This window comes from Roseateles sp., assembly GCF_044373315.1.
Classification (GTDB): Bacteria; Pseudomonadota; Gammaproteobacteria; order Burkholderiales; family Burkholderiaceae_C; genus JACDQM01.
In genome coordinates, this window is sequence record NZ_JBILQK010000013.1 from 13,830 (window position 1) to 27,670 (window position 13,841).

Sequence of the window (13,841 nt, forward strand, 5' to 3'; positions counted from 1 at the left end):
AAGTCTCAGAAGAAGTTGCTTTGAACCTGTTCGGTGCAATCGATCAAGCGGCCTTGCCCTGTGATGAAAGCCGTTCGCACAGGCTCTCCTGGCTGCAGCTCGAGCACCGCCTGACGGTAGCGGCCCATCTGCTTAAGGTACTCGTCCTGACGATGCGGCGCTGCATTGAGCTTGTAGTCCAGCACCCACCAGACCGGCACATCGGCATCGGCGGATCCTGGCATGCAGACCAGCCGGTCGATGCGCATGTCCTGCCCGGCCAGGCTGATCGCCACCTCATTGCCAGCCCAGACGAAGCACTGAGGATCAAAAAACGCAGCGCACTCGGCACTGCCCAAGATGGCGGCTGCGCTCCGCTCGAGCCGGTCGGCTCGGGCCGCATCGAGCCCGTACATCTGCTTTGCCGATGCCAGCAACTGAGGCAAGTCCTGCCCCCGCGGCCCGCTGGCCCATTCCAGTACGCGATGCAGAGCCTCTCCCAGCGCCGCACTGTCATCGACGGGCTCGGGCGCGCTGCCGATCTCTGCAGCCGAGACTTCCGCCCGAGGCGCGAGTGGCAGGCTGTACAAAGCAAAGGGTTCGTCGGCCACCAACGCCGCCCCGGCCGGCGGCACCGCCAACGGCTGCCCCAAAGGCTGTAAGCGCGCCCACCAACTGGGCACCGTCGACTTGCTGCGCGCCGGCGTTCGGCTGAACACCAGGCGCGAGCGGGCACGCGTCATCGCCACGTAAAGCGCATTGAGCTCTTCCCTTTGGCGCTGCTCGCGCTCTTCGTCGAGCAAGGCTTGCAAAGAAGGCGGCGGCTGGCTCTCGGAGGCCAGAAATGCCACCGTGCCTGGTGTGGCGTCCTGCACGGCCCAGGCCACAGCCAGGCTGTTGCTTTCGGCGCGAGCCGGCCCGGCCTCGCAATCCATCAGGAACACCACCCGGGCCTCGAGCCCCTTGGCTCCGTGCACGGTCAGCAACTGCACGGCCTCGCCCTGGCTCGGCCATGCCAGCTTCAGTGCCCGGGTCTTCAGCGCGCGCACAAAGCTGTAGACACCGGCATGGCGGCCACCATCCAGGTCGAGCGAGAGGGCCAGCAAGGCCTCGACCGCGTGCAGGCGCGAGCGCCGCTCGCTGGGCGGCACGGCCGCCGCCAGGCGCTGCAGCAACTCTCCTTCGAAGACGATCGCATCCAGCAGGTCATGCGGACTGCGCAGGCGCGCCAGGTCTTGCCAGCGCGCCAGCAGGCCGCGCGCACGTTGCAAGGCCGGGCTCAGCTGCGCAGCGTCCACCAGCATCAAGGCAGCCCACCAGCTCTGGCTGCTCTCGGCCTGCAGCCGCCCCAGCCACTGCACTGACGCTGCGTGTTCAGCCAGCAGCAGCAGATCGTCCTCGCCCGCGCCAAACAGCGGGGTCCGCAAGGCATGGGCCAGCGACAAGTTGTGGCCCGGCGAGGCCAGCACATCGAGCAACGCCAGCAAGTCACGCACGTCCGGTGAGTCAAGCAAAGGGGTATCCTCGGGCGCCGCATGCGCAATGCCCAGGCTCTTAAGCGTCTGCGCCAGTACGCGCAGTCCGTCTCGCTTGCGTGCCAGCACGAAGATCTCGCCCGGCAAGGCCTGACCCTCACGAACCAGGGCGGCAATGCAGGCGGCGATCCGCGCCGCCTCCGCGGCACGGCGTTGCAGCTCAGGCTCGTGCCGCGCCTGTGTCAGGCTCGGCCGCCAGGCCTGTGCCGCGTCGTCAGCGTCCTCAGCAGTCGCATTGGGCTCGACACCGGCATCCTCCAGCCAGAACACGCCGGCCAGCGGGTCGCCTGCGGACGCGGCACTCGCCTCGGTGGTGTGGGGGCGAAAGCCGCTGTATTCGCCCGCTCGACTCGCGCTGTCAAAGGCTGCATTCACGGCGGCCAGCACCGGCGGCGCATTGCGGCGCGTGTGATCGCAGGCCAGCAAGGTGCCACCCAGGCCTTCGCGGACGAAATCACTGGCTGCGGCGAAGACACGCGGCTCAGCACGTCGAAAGCGATAGATGCTCTGCTTGGGGTCGCCCACGATGAAGACCGAGGGCGCTCGCTGCCCACCGCCACCCGCGCCACCGTAGCTCGCCAGCCAGGCATAAAGCGCATGCCATTGCAGCGGACTGGTGTCCTGGAATTCATCGATGAGCAGATGGCGCACCTGCGCGTCTAGCCGCTGCTGCACCCAGCCCGACAAGCCCGGATCGCCCAGCAGGGCCAGGGCACCGCGCTCCAGGTCGTTCATGTCGACCAGGCCACGGCTGCGCTTGAGCTGCTCGTATTGCTCGATCAGGCACACGGCCAGCCGGCACATCAGGCGATGAGAGCGGCAGGCCTGATGCTGAGCCAGTGCGCGCGACAGCAGCTCCAGCTCGACCAGCGCTTCTTCGAGATCAGCGCCCTCGCCCAGGTTCTTGCGAGGCGTCCCGGTCGCGGTGAAGAGCGCCACAAAGACGCCCCGAAAGGCCGCCTCGGCATCGACGTTCCCCAGTGCTGCCTCGATGGCTGTGGCGGCCTTGCGCGGCGTGACGCCTTTGGCCACGCCCAGGGCGCCGGCCAGCGCCCACAGCGCCGGCCGCAGCGCATCGAAAGCCTCCACGGGATGCGCGAGCCCTGCGAAACGCGGCGACACGCTAACCGCGTCGGGGACGCTGTCCAGCAAATGGCCCGTCTGCTGCGCCAGGCGCAGCTCGACTCGCTTGTCGAACGCCGCCTCCAGCCAGCTCTGCAATCGCCGCCTCCCGTAGCTTGAAGTCAGTTCGCGATAGGCCGCGAGCAGCTCTGGTTCGGCCAGCACGGCCGCGTGGAAGCGCGGCCAGAGTTCCGGCGCCAGTTCGGTGTCGTCCTCCAACAACTGAAGTTCGGGCGACAAGCCCTGTGTCTCAAGCAACTCAAATGGTGCGGCACGCAGCAGCTGGGAGAACCAGGCATGGAAGGTCCTGATCTCCACGCCCCGCCCGACCTGCAGCAGGCGCTGGCGCAGCACCGCCAGCGTCGGCGCCAGTGACTGCGCCTGCGCGGCAGACATGCCGCGCTGCAGCAGCGCGTCGACACGCGCCTCATAGCTGGCCTGGGAGAATTCCTCCAGCCATTGCCCCAGCCGCTCACGCATCTCGCCAGCGGCCTTGCGGGTGAATGTGATCGCCACGATTTCCTGCGGTTCAGCGCCTTCAAGCAGCGCGCGAAGGATGCGCGACACCAGCATCCAGGTCTTGCCTGCGCCCGCACAGGCCTCGACCACCACACTGCGCTGGGGATCGCAGGCGACGGCATAGAAGCGCTCGCGCGCCACGGTCTGGCCATCGGCGGTATAGGCGGCCACACCAGTCTCGGTCATGATCACAGCAGGCTTCCTGTCCAGTCATCGCGCCGGCACAGCCCACGCATTTCGCAATAGTCGCAGGCCGCGCCCTCGCCCAGCGCCGGCAGCGGCTGCCCGGCATGCATCGCCAGCAGATCGTCGGCCAGACCGTCAACGAGCAGCGCCGCACTGTCCCCAACGTCGGGATGGATGACGGCATCCACGCCCTTGCTCTCGTCCAGTGCCAGATAGAGCGCCTGTTGCTCGCCGCCCTCGGCCTCAGCCCCCATCAGCAGCGCATAGACCGCCAACTGCGTATCCTCGCTCGGAGTGGCCACCTTGTCCTTCAGCCCGGCGACGCTGCCGGTCTTGTAGTCGATCAGCAGCTGGGCGCCCCCGGCCGTGTCAACCCGATCAATGCGCCCGCCCAGAAGCAGTTCCTGCAAAGGCTGGCCCAGCGGCGCGAAGGGCTTGATCTCGCGCGCCAGCTCGCCCGCCTGGTAATTTGCCCCTCCCGCCTCATGCGCGGACAACCACTTCAGATAGCTTGGGATGAAACGCTCGAAACTCGCCAGGTACGGCAGGAACTCAGCCTCAGACAAGCCCAGCTCCTGCATCTGCTGCTGCGCTGCGGCCTGCAGGCACTCAATGTCGCTTTCAGCACCCGTATCCTTGGCCCGCAGCTCGTGGAACTGATGCAGCACGGCATGCAGCCAGGTGCCGTAATCACGCTTGTCGAGCGGCGCCTCCAGTTCGTCCTGCTCGCGCAGGCCCAGCATCACACGGGCAAAGAACTGATACGGGCACTGACGCAGCGATTCGAGCGCGCTGGCGCTGAGCCGTGCCGGCAACAGGCCCGACGTCACCGCTTGCGCGCGCTGGACCACATGCGTCTGCACCGGCTCATGCCCGCGGGCATCCTGCCATTGCCGTGCCGGCGGCAGGCCGGCGACCTGCAGCGCCTGTTCCAGCCGCTCCAGCAAGGGGCTGGGTGCCAAAGGCCCTTGACCACGGCTGTGACAGCGCAACAGCGTCAGTGCCGGCACACGCAGGAGCTGGGCAAAGGTCAGCACCTGGCCCTCGCGCTTGGCAGCCAGGGTGGGCATACCCAACTGGGCGGCCAAGCCGTCATTCAACAAGGCCGGCCCGGCTGGCACAGGCCCGAGCGTCACAGCATCAGCGCCCGGCAGGACCACCGCCGCGAAAGGCCGGAGCATGGCGCGCGCCAGCGGCGTGATCAGCACGGCGACCGACCCGGTGGCTGCGGGCACGAACTGCGCCGCTTCCAGAGTGGCCTCCACCCAGGCGACAAACTCGCCGTAAGCCAGGCGCGCCTGCTGCAACACGGCTTCATGTGCACTGCCGGGCCAAGGCGAACGGCGCAGCCACAGCGCATCCAGCAGCTGAGCTCCGGCCGGGTCAGATTCAAGCCACGCGGTCGCCCCCAGGCGCTGCAGCGTCTCGGCCAGGGCGCTCAACCAATCGGCCAGCGGCCGAACTGACGCGCCGTCACTGAGTGGCTCGAGCGCCGCATTCACCGCCGACCAGAGCCGGGCACTTCCCGGCGAAAGCTGCGCCAGTTGCAAGGCCGCCGGACTGCTCCAGCCCCGCTTGCGGCATTGCAGCTCAAGCGCCGACAAGGCCGCCGCGCCATAACGCTCGCTCAAATCAGCCGCCAACTCGCTCTTCATGCAACCCAGCCAGTCGTCCAGCGAAGCCTGCGGACGCGCCGCACGCAGTAGGGCCGTCAGCTGCGTGGCTTGCGGCAAAGTCGCCAGCATCCAGCCTGTCTCATCGCCGATCGCAACCGATTGGCGCTCAAGCAGGGTTCGAACGCGACGGATCAGCACCCGATCCTGCGCAATCAGCGCAACGGGCTGCCGCCCCAGCTGAAGGTGCTGCAGCACGGCCGCAGCGCTGCACTGCGCCAGCGACTCGAAGTCATCGCAGACCGCCTGCTCGATCAGCCCTGGCGGCGGCGATGTCGCGAAGGCCTCTTCCAGTGACAGGTCAGCGCTGAGGCGCAGCACCGGCAATCCATGCAGTTCAGCGCAATCCAGCACCGCGTTGGCCAGCGGCTCCGGACCACCACACTGCAGCAGCACCCAGGCGCTGGGTTGCAGTTCAAACAACGCATCCGTGGCCGGCGCCCGACCATCCGACGCTGCCCACTCCAGCGCGACCATCGCGAGCGCACGTTCCAGCGCGCCTGGGCCGGACTGAGTCAGGGCCTCACGGGCTTGCGACCAGAACGCCTCACGCACGCCCGGTGCGCGTTGCGACGCTGCGCGGGCCCAGGCATGCGCAGCCTCCACAAGGCGCAGCACAGCCAGATCAAAGGCTCGGCTATCGCGTCGCCTGAGCGCCTGGGCCCAGCTCTGCCCTTGCAACAGGCTGCGCGCGCTGAGCGCGTCGATGGCCGCATCAAAGCTGATCTGGAGCGGCTGCGGCAGCAGCTTGGGGCCTAGCGCGGCGGCAAGACTGTGTGTGGTTTCGATGCGAGGCTGCCAACGCCCCAACTGCATCCACGCCCGCCGGGCCGGGGCCAGATGCTGCGCAAACGGAAGCAACAGCACTGCATCACGTGTGGACAGCCCTTGCGAATCCAGCCACTGCAGCACACGCTTGGAGAACTGCGGCCAGAAACCGGCCGCCATATGCTGCTGATCCAGCGGAAACAATGGGGATTCGTTCAAGGGCACAGAGGATTCAGGCAGGGCCAAAGGGGGAGTCACGCCGGCGTCATCGGGCCGGCAAGCTTTGTGTCAGAATCATTGTGCCTTGATGCCGCGCCTGTATGCCGGCCCCTCCTAGGATCCAATCCATGAGCAGCGAACTGATCAAACACATTTCCGACGCGTCTTTTGAAGCCGACGTGATCCAAGCCGACAAGCCCGTGTTGGTGGATTACTGGGCTGAGTGGTGCGGCCCTTGCAAGATGATTGCACCCATCCTGGATGACGTCTCCAAGGACTACCAGGGCCGCGTTCAGATCGCCAAGATGAACGTTGACGAGAACCGTGAAGTGCCTGCCAAGTTTGGTATCCGCGGCATCCCGACGCTGATGCTGTTCAAGGGCGGCCAGCTCTCTGCCACCAAGGTGGGCGCCCTGTCCAAGGCCCAGTTGACGGCCTTCCTGGACGCTAACCTATAATCTCCAACATCTGCTGATGCGGGCCGCCTGATAAGCACAGCCTAACCCGCGACCCGCACCAGCAAGATTGCCAACACGCCCGGCCTCCGACGAGGTGACGGCGCGTGGACTCGGCGCCCAAGCTCCCGCGTTTTTTTGATTGTTTCGTTCGCGCCGCAGCTGACAGCTGCATGTGCTTGGACGTAGTGCTTGCCGCCGAAGTTTCTGTCCGTGGCCCTTGGCAGGGCCTGGGACCATTCTCAGGGTACTCACCCATGCATCTTTCCGAACTGAAAGCGCTTCACGTCTCGGCCCTGATCCAGATGGGCGAAGAGCTGGAGATCGACAACGTCGCTCGTCTGCGCAAGCAGGAGCTGATGTTCGCGATCATGAAGAAGCGCGCCAAGGCCGGCGAACAGGTCTTCGGCGACGGCGTGCTGGAAGTGCTGCCCGATGGCTTCGGCTTCCTGCGCTCGATCGAAGCCAGCTACATGGCGTCGACCGACGACATCTACCTCAGCCCCAGCCAGATCCGCCGCTTCAATCTGCACACCGGCGACATGGTGGAAGGCGAAGTGCGCGTTCCCAAGGACGGCGAGCGCTACTTCGCGCTGGTCAAGGTCGACCGGGTCAACGGCCTGACGCCCGAGGAGAGCAAGCACAAGATCATGTTCGAGAACTTGACGCCCCTGTTCCCCAGGGAGCCGTTCAAGCTCGAGCGCGACAACTTCAAGGGCGAAGAGAACATCACCGGTCGCATCATCGACCTGATCGCCCCGATCGGCAAAGGCCAGCGCGCCTTGATCGTCGCGCAGCCCAAGACCGGCAAGACCGAGATGATGAAGAGCATCGCTCACGCGCTGGTTGCCAATCATCCTGAGTCGCACCTGATCGTGCTGCTGGTCGATGAGCGCCCTGAGGAAGTGACCGAGATGGTCCGCACGGTGCGCGGCGAGGTGATCAGCTCGACCTTTGACGAACCAGCAGCACGCCACGTGCAAGTGGCCGAGATGGTGATCGAGCGCGCCAAGCGCCTGGTCGAGCTGAAGAAGGACGTGATCATCCTGCTGGATTCGATCACCCGCCTGGCCCGCGCCTACAACAACGTGCTGCCCTCCTCAGGCAAGGTGCTGACTGGCGGCGTCGACGCCAACGCCTTGCAGCGCCCCAAGCGCTTCTTCGGTGCAGCCCGCAATATCGAAGAAGGCGGCTCGCTGACCATCATCGGCACCGCGCTGATCGACACCGGCAGCCGCATGGACGAGGTGATCTACGAGGAGTTCAAGGGCACCGGCAACTGCGAAATCCACCTGGATCGCCGCATGGCCGAGAAGCGCGTCTACCCGTCGATCCTGATCAACAAGTCCGGCACCCGCCGCGAAGAGCTGCTGCTCAAGCCCGAGATCCTGCAAAAGAGCTGGATCCTGCGCAAGCTGCTCTACAACATGGACGAGATCGAGGCGATGGAGTTCGTGCTCGACAAGATGAAGTCCACCAAGAACAACCTCGACTTCTTCGACATGATGCGTCGCGGCGGTTGATCCTGGCAGGACTTCCCGGCGCCTCCTGCGGAGGTGCCAACGGCGCCGCCCCTGTGGCGGCGCTCACATTTCAGCTACAATCAGCGTTTTTCCGCTGTCGGAAAGTGCGCCACATGGTGTGGCAGTGGCTCCCGGCACGTCAGCGCGAATCGGCGAGAGGTTTCCCATGAAAGAAGGCATTCACCCCAACTACCGCGACGTTGTGTTCGTGGACCAGTCCAACGGCTTCCAGTTCGTGACGCGCTCGACCGTCCAGACCAAGGAAACCATCACCATCGACGGCAAGGCTATGCCGCTGGTGAAGCTGGAAACCACCAGCGAATCGCACCCCTTCTACACCGGCACCCAGAAGAGCATCGACAACCTGGGCGGTCGTGTCGAAAAGTTCCGCAACAAGTTCGCTCGCGTCGGCCTCAAGAAGTAAGACCTGCGCAACGCACAGAAAGGCAGCTTCGGCTGCCTTTTTTTCATGGCCGCGATTGTTGCGGCATGATCGCCCCTATCTGAACGGCCGACAGCGCGTGAACCTGCCCAATCCTGCCATCGTGACCGAGCGCAACGCGCAGCGACTGCCGCGCTTGGCGCTGCTGATTTTCTGTGCAGCCTATGTGCTTCCCGGCTTGTTCGGCCGAGATCCCTGGCGCAACGCCGATCTCACGGCCTTTGGCTTCATGGCCAGCATCGCGCAAGGGCATGCCACGTGGCTGCAGCCAGCGATCGCTGGCATTCCTGCAGAGGGCGGCCTGCTGTCGTACTGGATCGGTGCACTCGCCATCAAGGCCTTACCATTTCTTGATCCGGCGCTCGCAGCGCGGATGCCCTTTGCGTTGGCGCTAACGGGCGTGCTGATCCTGGTCTGGTACAGCAGCTTTCACCTCGCTCGAACTGACGCTGCGCAACCGGTTGCCTTCGCCTTCGGTGGCGAAGCCCAGGGTGTTGACTACGCTCGGGCTATCGCCGACGGCGCCCTGCTCGCCTTGATCGCCAGCCTTGGCCTGCTGCAACTGGGGCATGAGACCACGCCGGAGCTGATGCAATTGCTGGCCTGTGCAGTCTTCGTCTATGGCCTCGCTGCAGCGCCCTTCCGCCCTGCCAAAGCCCGAGTGGCCGTTCTGCTCGCATTGCCAATGCTTGCGGCCAGTGGCGCGCCCGCGGTGGCACTCGCATTCGTCGCGGGCGGCATCGTGCTGTGCACGCGCTCCAGCTACGTTGCAGTGAGAGGTCTCGTTCCTTGGCTGCTGGCCGCTGGCGCCCTGAGCCTCGCGGCTGCCTGGGGGCTGCATGTGTGGGAATGGCGCGTCAACGTTGCGTCACACTTTGACGACCCGCTGCGCTTCCTCGGCCTTCTCGCCTGGTTCAGCTGGCCCGCTTGGCCCCTGGCGCTCTGGACTCTCTGGCGCTGGCGCCTGCACTGGCAGCATCGGCACGTCAGTGTGCCCCTGCTGTGCCTGTCCGTGCCCTTGCTGACCAGTGCCTTGATGAATGGCTCTGATCGGGCCCTGCTGCTGAGCCTGCCAGCCTTGGCAGTGCTGGCCAGCTTCGCGTTGCCAACGCTCAAGCGCAGCGTAGCGGCTGCGATGGATTGGTTCGCGGTGTTCTTCTTCTCGAGTCTGGCGCTGTTCGTCTGGGTCTACTACGCGTCGATGCAAGTCGGCTGGCCATCCCAGCCTCTGGCCAACGTACGCAAGCTGGCGCAAGGCTATGAACCGAGCTTCCATCCGCTGGCCTTTGGTCTGGCCCTGGTGGCCAGTCTTGCGTGGCTCGCACTGGTGCGTTGGCGGACGGCGAAGCACCAGCACGCGCTGTGGAAGAGCCTTGTGCTGCCGGCTGGCGGTGTTGCCCTTCTCTGGCTGCTGATCATGAGCCTTTGGTTGCCCTTGCTGGACTACGCTCGCAGCAACCGGCCGCTCGTTGATCGACTGCAAGCTCATCTGCCACAGCAGATCGACTGCCTCGCAGCGCCGACCCAAGCTTTGCCGCTGTTGGCTACGCTGGAGTTCCAGGGGGGGTGGCGCGTCGACGCACAGCGGACGCTACAGCAGACCTCTTGCACTTACGCTATCCAGTTGACCGATCAAGGCGTTGCACCTGCCGTGCCGGAAGGCTGGCGTGTCGTGGCGTCAGTGCGCCGTCCGACGGATCGGCAACAGCATTACGTCCTGCTGAGCCGCCATTGACTGCTTCGCCACACTCAGCGTGAGGCAGCAGCAGACGTTTCGGTTTCAGCAATCGCTATGGCGCGCACGCGTACCGCCGGCAAGAGCAAGGCGAAGTCGCTGCCCCTGCCGAGTTCGCTTTCGATCTGCAGTGAGCCGCCATGACGCTGCATCACATGCTTGACGATGGACAGGCCCAGCCCTGTACCACCGGTCTCACGAGAGCGACTGCCGTCGACGCGGTAGAAGCGCTCCGCCAGCCGCGGCAGGTGTTCCTTCGCAATACCTGGGCCAGTGTCATGCACCCAGAGCTGCAAACATCCGTCGGCCTGAAGACGCCAGCCGATATCGATCGCACCACCGTCTGGCGTGTAGCGAACCGCATTAGTAGCCAGATTGCCGATTGCGCTCAGCAACTCCGATTCGTTGCCTGCAATCTCAAGTTGACTCTTTGCTTCACAACTGATCCGATGCCGTCCCGCTGACAGCGCGACCGCATCCGCAGAAACTCGAGCCAGCAGCCCATCAACGGTGATCCACCGATCTCCGCCTGGGCGGGGACTGCCCTCCAGCTGAGCGAGCGTCAACAAATCACTGACCAGAGTCAGCATGCGCTGCGTCTGCTGCTCCATCAGCACGATGACGCGCTTTCGCTCGGCCTCGGTCAGGGGCAACGAGCCCATGGTCTCGATGAAGCCGGTCAAGACTGTCAACGGGGTGCGAATCTCATGCGAGACATTGGCAACGAAGTCACGCCGCATGGCCTCAGCACGTTCGCGCTCGGTCACATCCTGGGAGAGCACCAGGCGCAAGCCGTCGGCGTAGCAACGCACAATGACGCTCAGCGAACCAGGCCCCCGCGGGTTCGGCAACATCAGGGGCTCGGTATAAAGGCCTTGATGCAGGTAGTCGACAAAGGTAGGCGAGCGCACCAGATTTGTCACACGCTGCAGCAGGTCGCGCTGTGGATCGAGTGAGAAGTGGTCGGCGGCCACGCGGTTGCACCACTGGATCTGGTCCTGTGTGTCAAGCATGAGCACGCCGTTCGGCGAAGCTTCAATCGCGGACAGGAACTGCTGCAACTGAAGGCGCTCGCGTGCCAGCGCTTGCTCACGCAGGCGCAATGCACGCTCGACACGGTAACCCAGCTCGCCCCACAAGCCGGTATCTCGCGGAGCAGATGATTCTTGATTGCCGCGAAGCCAGCTCAAGAGGCGGTGACCGCGCACGCCATCCAGCACCAGCAGACCCAGCGATGCGCTGGCCACGCCGATCAGGTTGGCCACCACCGGCATCTTCAGCCAGTCCTGAAGCAGAAGGCTGATCAGCGCACCGAGGCCGATGGCCACAAGTGCCAGAAAGATACGAAAACCGATCCAACTCACCTGAGCGCCGATCCTGTCTTCAAGCCGACATGACGCTGGCCTGCTGAGCCATGCGATAGCCAGCACCGCGAACGGTTTCGATCAGCCGTGCACATTGAACCTTGTCCAATGCCTCACGCAGGCGCTTGACATGAACGTCCACCGTGCGCTCCTCGATGAACACATGATCACCCCAGACGCGATCAAGCAGTTGCGAGCGGCTGTGAACCCGCTCCGGGTGCGTCATGAAGAAGTGGAGCAAGCGGAATTCGGTCGGTCCGAGCTTGATCTCAACGCCTTCGCGGCTGACTCGCCGAGTGCTCGGGTCAAGACTGAGTCCGCCGACCTCAACCACCGAGTCCAGTGCTTCCGGTGCTTTGCGGCGCAGCACTGCGCGGATGCGCGCCAGCAACTCATTAGTCGAGAACGGTTTGGTCAGGTAGTCATCCGCGCCAGCGTCAAGCCCAGAAATCTTGTCTGTTTCTTCGGCGCGTGCGGTAAGCATGATGATCGGCAGTTCCTTGGTACGCGACTGACCGCGCCACAAACGAGCCAAAGCCAGCCCGGATTGACCGGGCAACATCCAGTCCAGCACGACCAGATCGGGCAGCACGCGATCGACCTCGTACTGAGCCTGGTCGGCACTGCCAGCGATAGTCACCTCGAATCCAGCGTGACGCAGGTTGATGGAGATCAGCTCAGCAATCGCCGACTCATCCTCAACCACCAGAACTCGACTCATGTTGATGCTCCCCCGCCTCAGCGAACCATCGTCTCAACTGCCTCGGGCGTGTTGTGACGCACGTCCTGGCCCTTGACGACGTAGATGATCACTTCCGCCAGGTTCTTGGCATGGTCGCCCACGCGCTCGATGGCCTTGGCAACGAACACCAGATCAATAGCTGAAGAAATGGTCCGCGGATCTTCCATCATGTAGGTGATCAGCTTGCGCATCAGACCGTCGAATTCCTTGTCGATCTGATCGTCTTGCTTGAGCACGGCCAGAGCGCTTTCGACGTCCAAGCGCGCGAACGCATCGAGCGCCTTGCGCAGCTGGGCTACGGCGAGATCGGTTTCAAACGCAAGATCAGCCATCGGTAGACGCAGGCGGCTCGACACGCCTTCGTTCATCAGACGCTGCACGGTACGCGCAACCCGCGCCGCCTCATCGCCGACACGCTCCAGATTGGCAATGGCCTTGGAAATGGCAATCAGCAGACGCAGATCGCGCGCTGTGGGTTGCCGGCGGGCAATGATGCTGTGCAACTCGCGATCAATCTCGATTTCCATCGCATTGACGCGCTCTTCGTTGCGCAGCACTTCACTGGCCTGCTCCCCACTGAAGCCCAGCAAGGCCTTGACAGCCTGGGCCACCTGAACTTCAACCAAGCCGCCCATTTCCAGCACACGGGTGGAGATCACATTCAGCTCGGTATCGAACTGGCTCGAAAGATGTTTGTCGCTCATTCCATTCTCCTGATCAGGCTGCGCCACCTGTGGCGCCGGGCGCTTCGCCTAGTATGTCGCGCGAATCCGGTCGTCTACGATTCCGTCAACCGAAGCGGCCGGTGATGTAGTCCTCGGTGTCCTTGCGCTTGGGCTGCATGAACAGCTCGGCTGTCGGGCCGAACTCGATCAGGTCGCCCAAGTACATATAGGCCGTGTAATCCGAGCTACGTGCGGCCTGCTGCATGTTGTGCGTCACGATGGCCACGGTGTAGTCGCTCTTGAGCTCATCGATCAGCTCTTCAATCTTGCCGGTAGAGATCGGGTCCAGCGCTGAGCAGGGCTCGTCAAGCAGCAAGACTTCCGGCTTGATCGCAATGCCACGCGCAATACACAGACGCTGCTGCTGACCACCAGACAAGCCTGAACCGCTCTGGTTGAGCTTGTCCTTGACCTCGGTCCAAAGCGCCGCCTTCTTCAAGGCCCACTCGACGCGTTCATCCATTTCCACGCGCGGCAGCTTCTCGAACAGGCGAACACCGAAAGCGATGTTGTCGTAGATCGACATCGGGAACGGTGTCGGCTTCTGGAACACCATGCCAACCTTTGCACGGATCAGCGAGACGTCCTCGCGGCTGCTCAGAATGTCTTCACCGTCCAGCAAGATCTGGCCTTCAGCACGCTGCTCCGGGTACAGCTCAAACATACGGTTGAGCGTACGCAGCAGCGTGGACTTGCCGCAGCCGGAAGGGCCGATGAAGGCCGTAACCTTCTTCTCGGGAATGTCCAGGTTGATGTTCTTCAACGCCAGGAAATTGCCGTAGTAGAAGTTCAGGTTGCGGATCGAGAGCTTGGTCTTCTCGGTCACAGGAGTGTCGACTTTGGCGTCCATGATG

At 64.1% G+C, this 13,841-nt stretch carries 10 protein-coding genes; 4 read left to right on the forward strand and 6 right to left on the reverse strand.

The window, feature by feature from the left end; all coding sequences use genetic code 11:
• Positions 1-5 precede the first annotated feature (5 nt).
• Both ACIQ67_RS05260 and ACIQ67_RS05265 read right to left on the reverse strand, forming a co-directional pair.
• Positions 6-3,341 carry a UvrD-helicase domain-containing protein gene (locus ACIQ67_RS05260; RefSeq protein WP_397533306.1) on the reverse strand — a complete coding sequence of 1,112 codons (3,336 nt, stop codon included), beginning with the start codon at positions 3,339-3,341 and terminating at the stop codon, positions 6-8.
• A gap of 2 nt (positions 3,342-3,343) precedes the next feature.
• Positions 3,344-6,001, reverse strand: a complete 2,658-nt coding sequence (locus ACIQ67_RS05265; RefSeq protein ID WP_397533307.1) for a PD-(D/E)XK nuclease family protein — start codon at positions 5,999-6,001, stop codon at positions 3,344-3,346.
• Positions 6,002-6,129: 128 nt separating this feature from the next.
• On the opposite strand from ACIQ67_RS05265, the gene trxA reads away from it, so the two are divergent.
• The 4 genes from trxA to ACIQ67_RS05285 all read left to right on the forward strand — a co-directional run bounded on the left by trxA (position 6,130) and on the right by ACIQ67_RS05285 (position 10,156).
• Positions 6,130-6,459 carry a thioredoxin TrxA gene (gene trxA / locus ACIQ67_RS05270; RefSeq protein ID WP_397533308.1) on the forward strand — a complete coding sequence of 110 codons (330 nt, stop codon included), beginning with the start codon at positions 6,130-6,132 and terminating at the stop codon, positions 6,457-6,459.
• Positions 6,460-6,713: 254 nt separating this feature from the next.
• Positions 6,714-7,979: a transcription termination factor Rho gene (rho, locus tag ACIQ67_RS05275; protein WP_397533309.1), complete on the forward strand. Its 1,266-nt coding sequence runs from the start codon at positions 6,714-6,716 to the stop codon at positions 7,977-7,979.
• 166 nt (positions 7,980-8,145) lie between these two features.
• The gene (locus tag ACIQ67_RS05280) at positions 8,146-8,403 is read left to right on the forward strand and encodes a type B 50S ribosomal protein L31 (protein ID WP_397533310.1); all 258 of its coding nucleotides are present in this window, start codon (positions 8,146-8,148) and stop codon (positions 8,401-8,403) included.
• A 97-nt stretch (positions 8,404-8,500) separates the two neighbouring features.
• Complete coding sequence (locus ACIQ67_RS05285) at positions 8,501-10,156, forward strand: hypothetical protein (RefSeq protein ID WP_397533311.1); 1,656 nt, start codon at positions 8,501-8,503, stop codon at positions 10,154-10,156.
• A gap of 14 nt (positions 10,157-10,170) precedes the next feature.
• Here the strand turns inward: ACIQ67_RS05285 and phoR are convergent, their stop codons facing one another.
• The 4 genes from phoR to pstB form a co-directional block, all read right to left on the reverse strand.
• The gene (phoR, locus tag ACIQ67_RS05290) at positions 10,171-11,520 is read right to left on the reverse strand and encodes a phosphate regulon sensor histidine kinase PhoR (protein ID WP_397533312.1); all 1,350 of its coding nucleotides are present in this window, start codon (positions 11,518-11,520) and stop codon (positions 10,171-10,173) included.
• A gap of 19 nt (positions 11,521-11,539) precedes the next feature.
• Positions 11,540-12,241 (reverse strand): phosphate regulon transcriptional regulator PhoB, encoded by a 702-nt coding sequence (phoB, locus tag ACIQ67_RS05295; RefSeq protein ID WP_397533313.1) that lies wholly within the window; start codon positions 12,239-12,241, stop codon positions 11,540-11,542.
• A gap of 17 nt (positions 12,242-12,258) precedes the next feature.
• A complete protein-coding gene (gene phoU, locus ACIQ67_RS05300; protein ID WP_397533314.1) occupies positions 12,259-12,966 on the reverse strand; it encodes a phosphate signaling complex protein PhoU in 708 nt (235 codons plus the stop codon).
• An 85-nt stretch (positions 12,967-13,051) separates the two neighbouring features.
• On the reverse strand, positions 13,052-13,837 hold the full coding sequence (pstB, locus tag ACIQ67_RS05305) for a phosphate ABC transporter ATP-binding protein PstB (protein ID WP_397533315.1): 786 nt from the start codon (positions 13,835-13,837) through the stop codon (positions 13,052-13,054).
• Between the last annotated feature and the right edge of the window lie 4 nt (positions 13,838-13,841).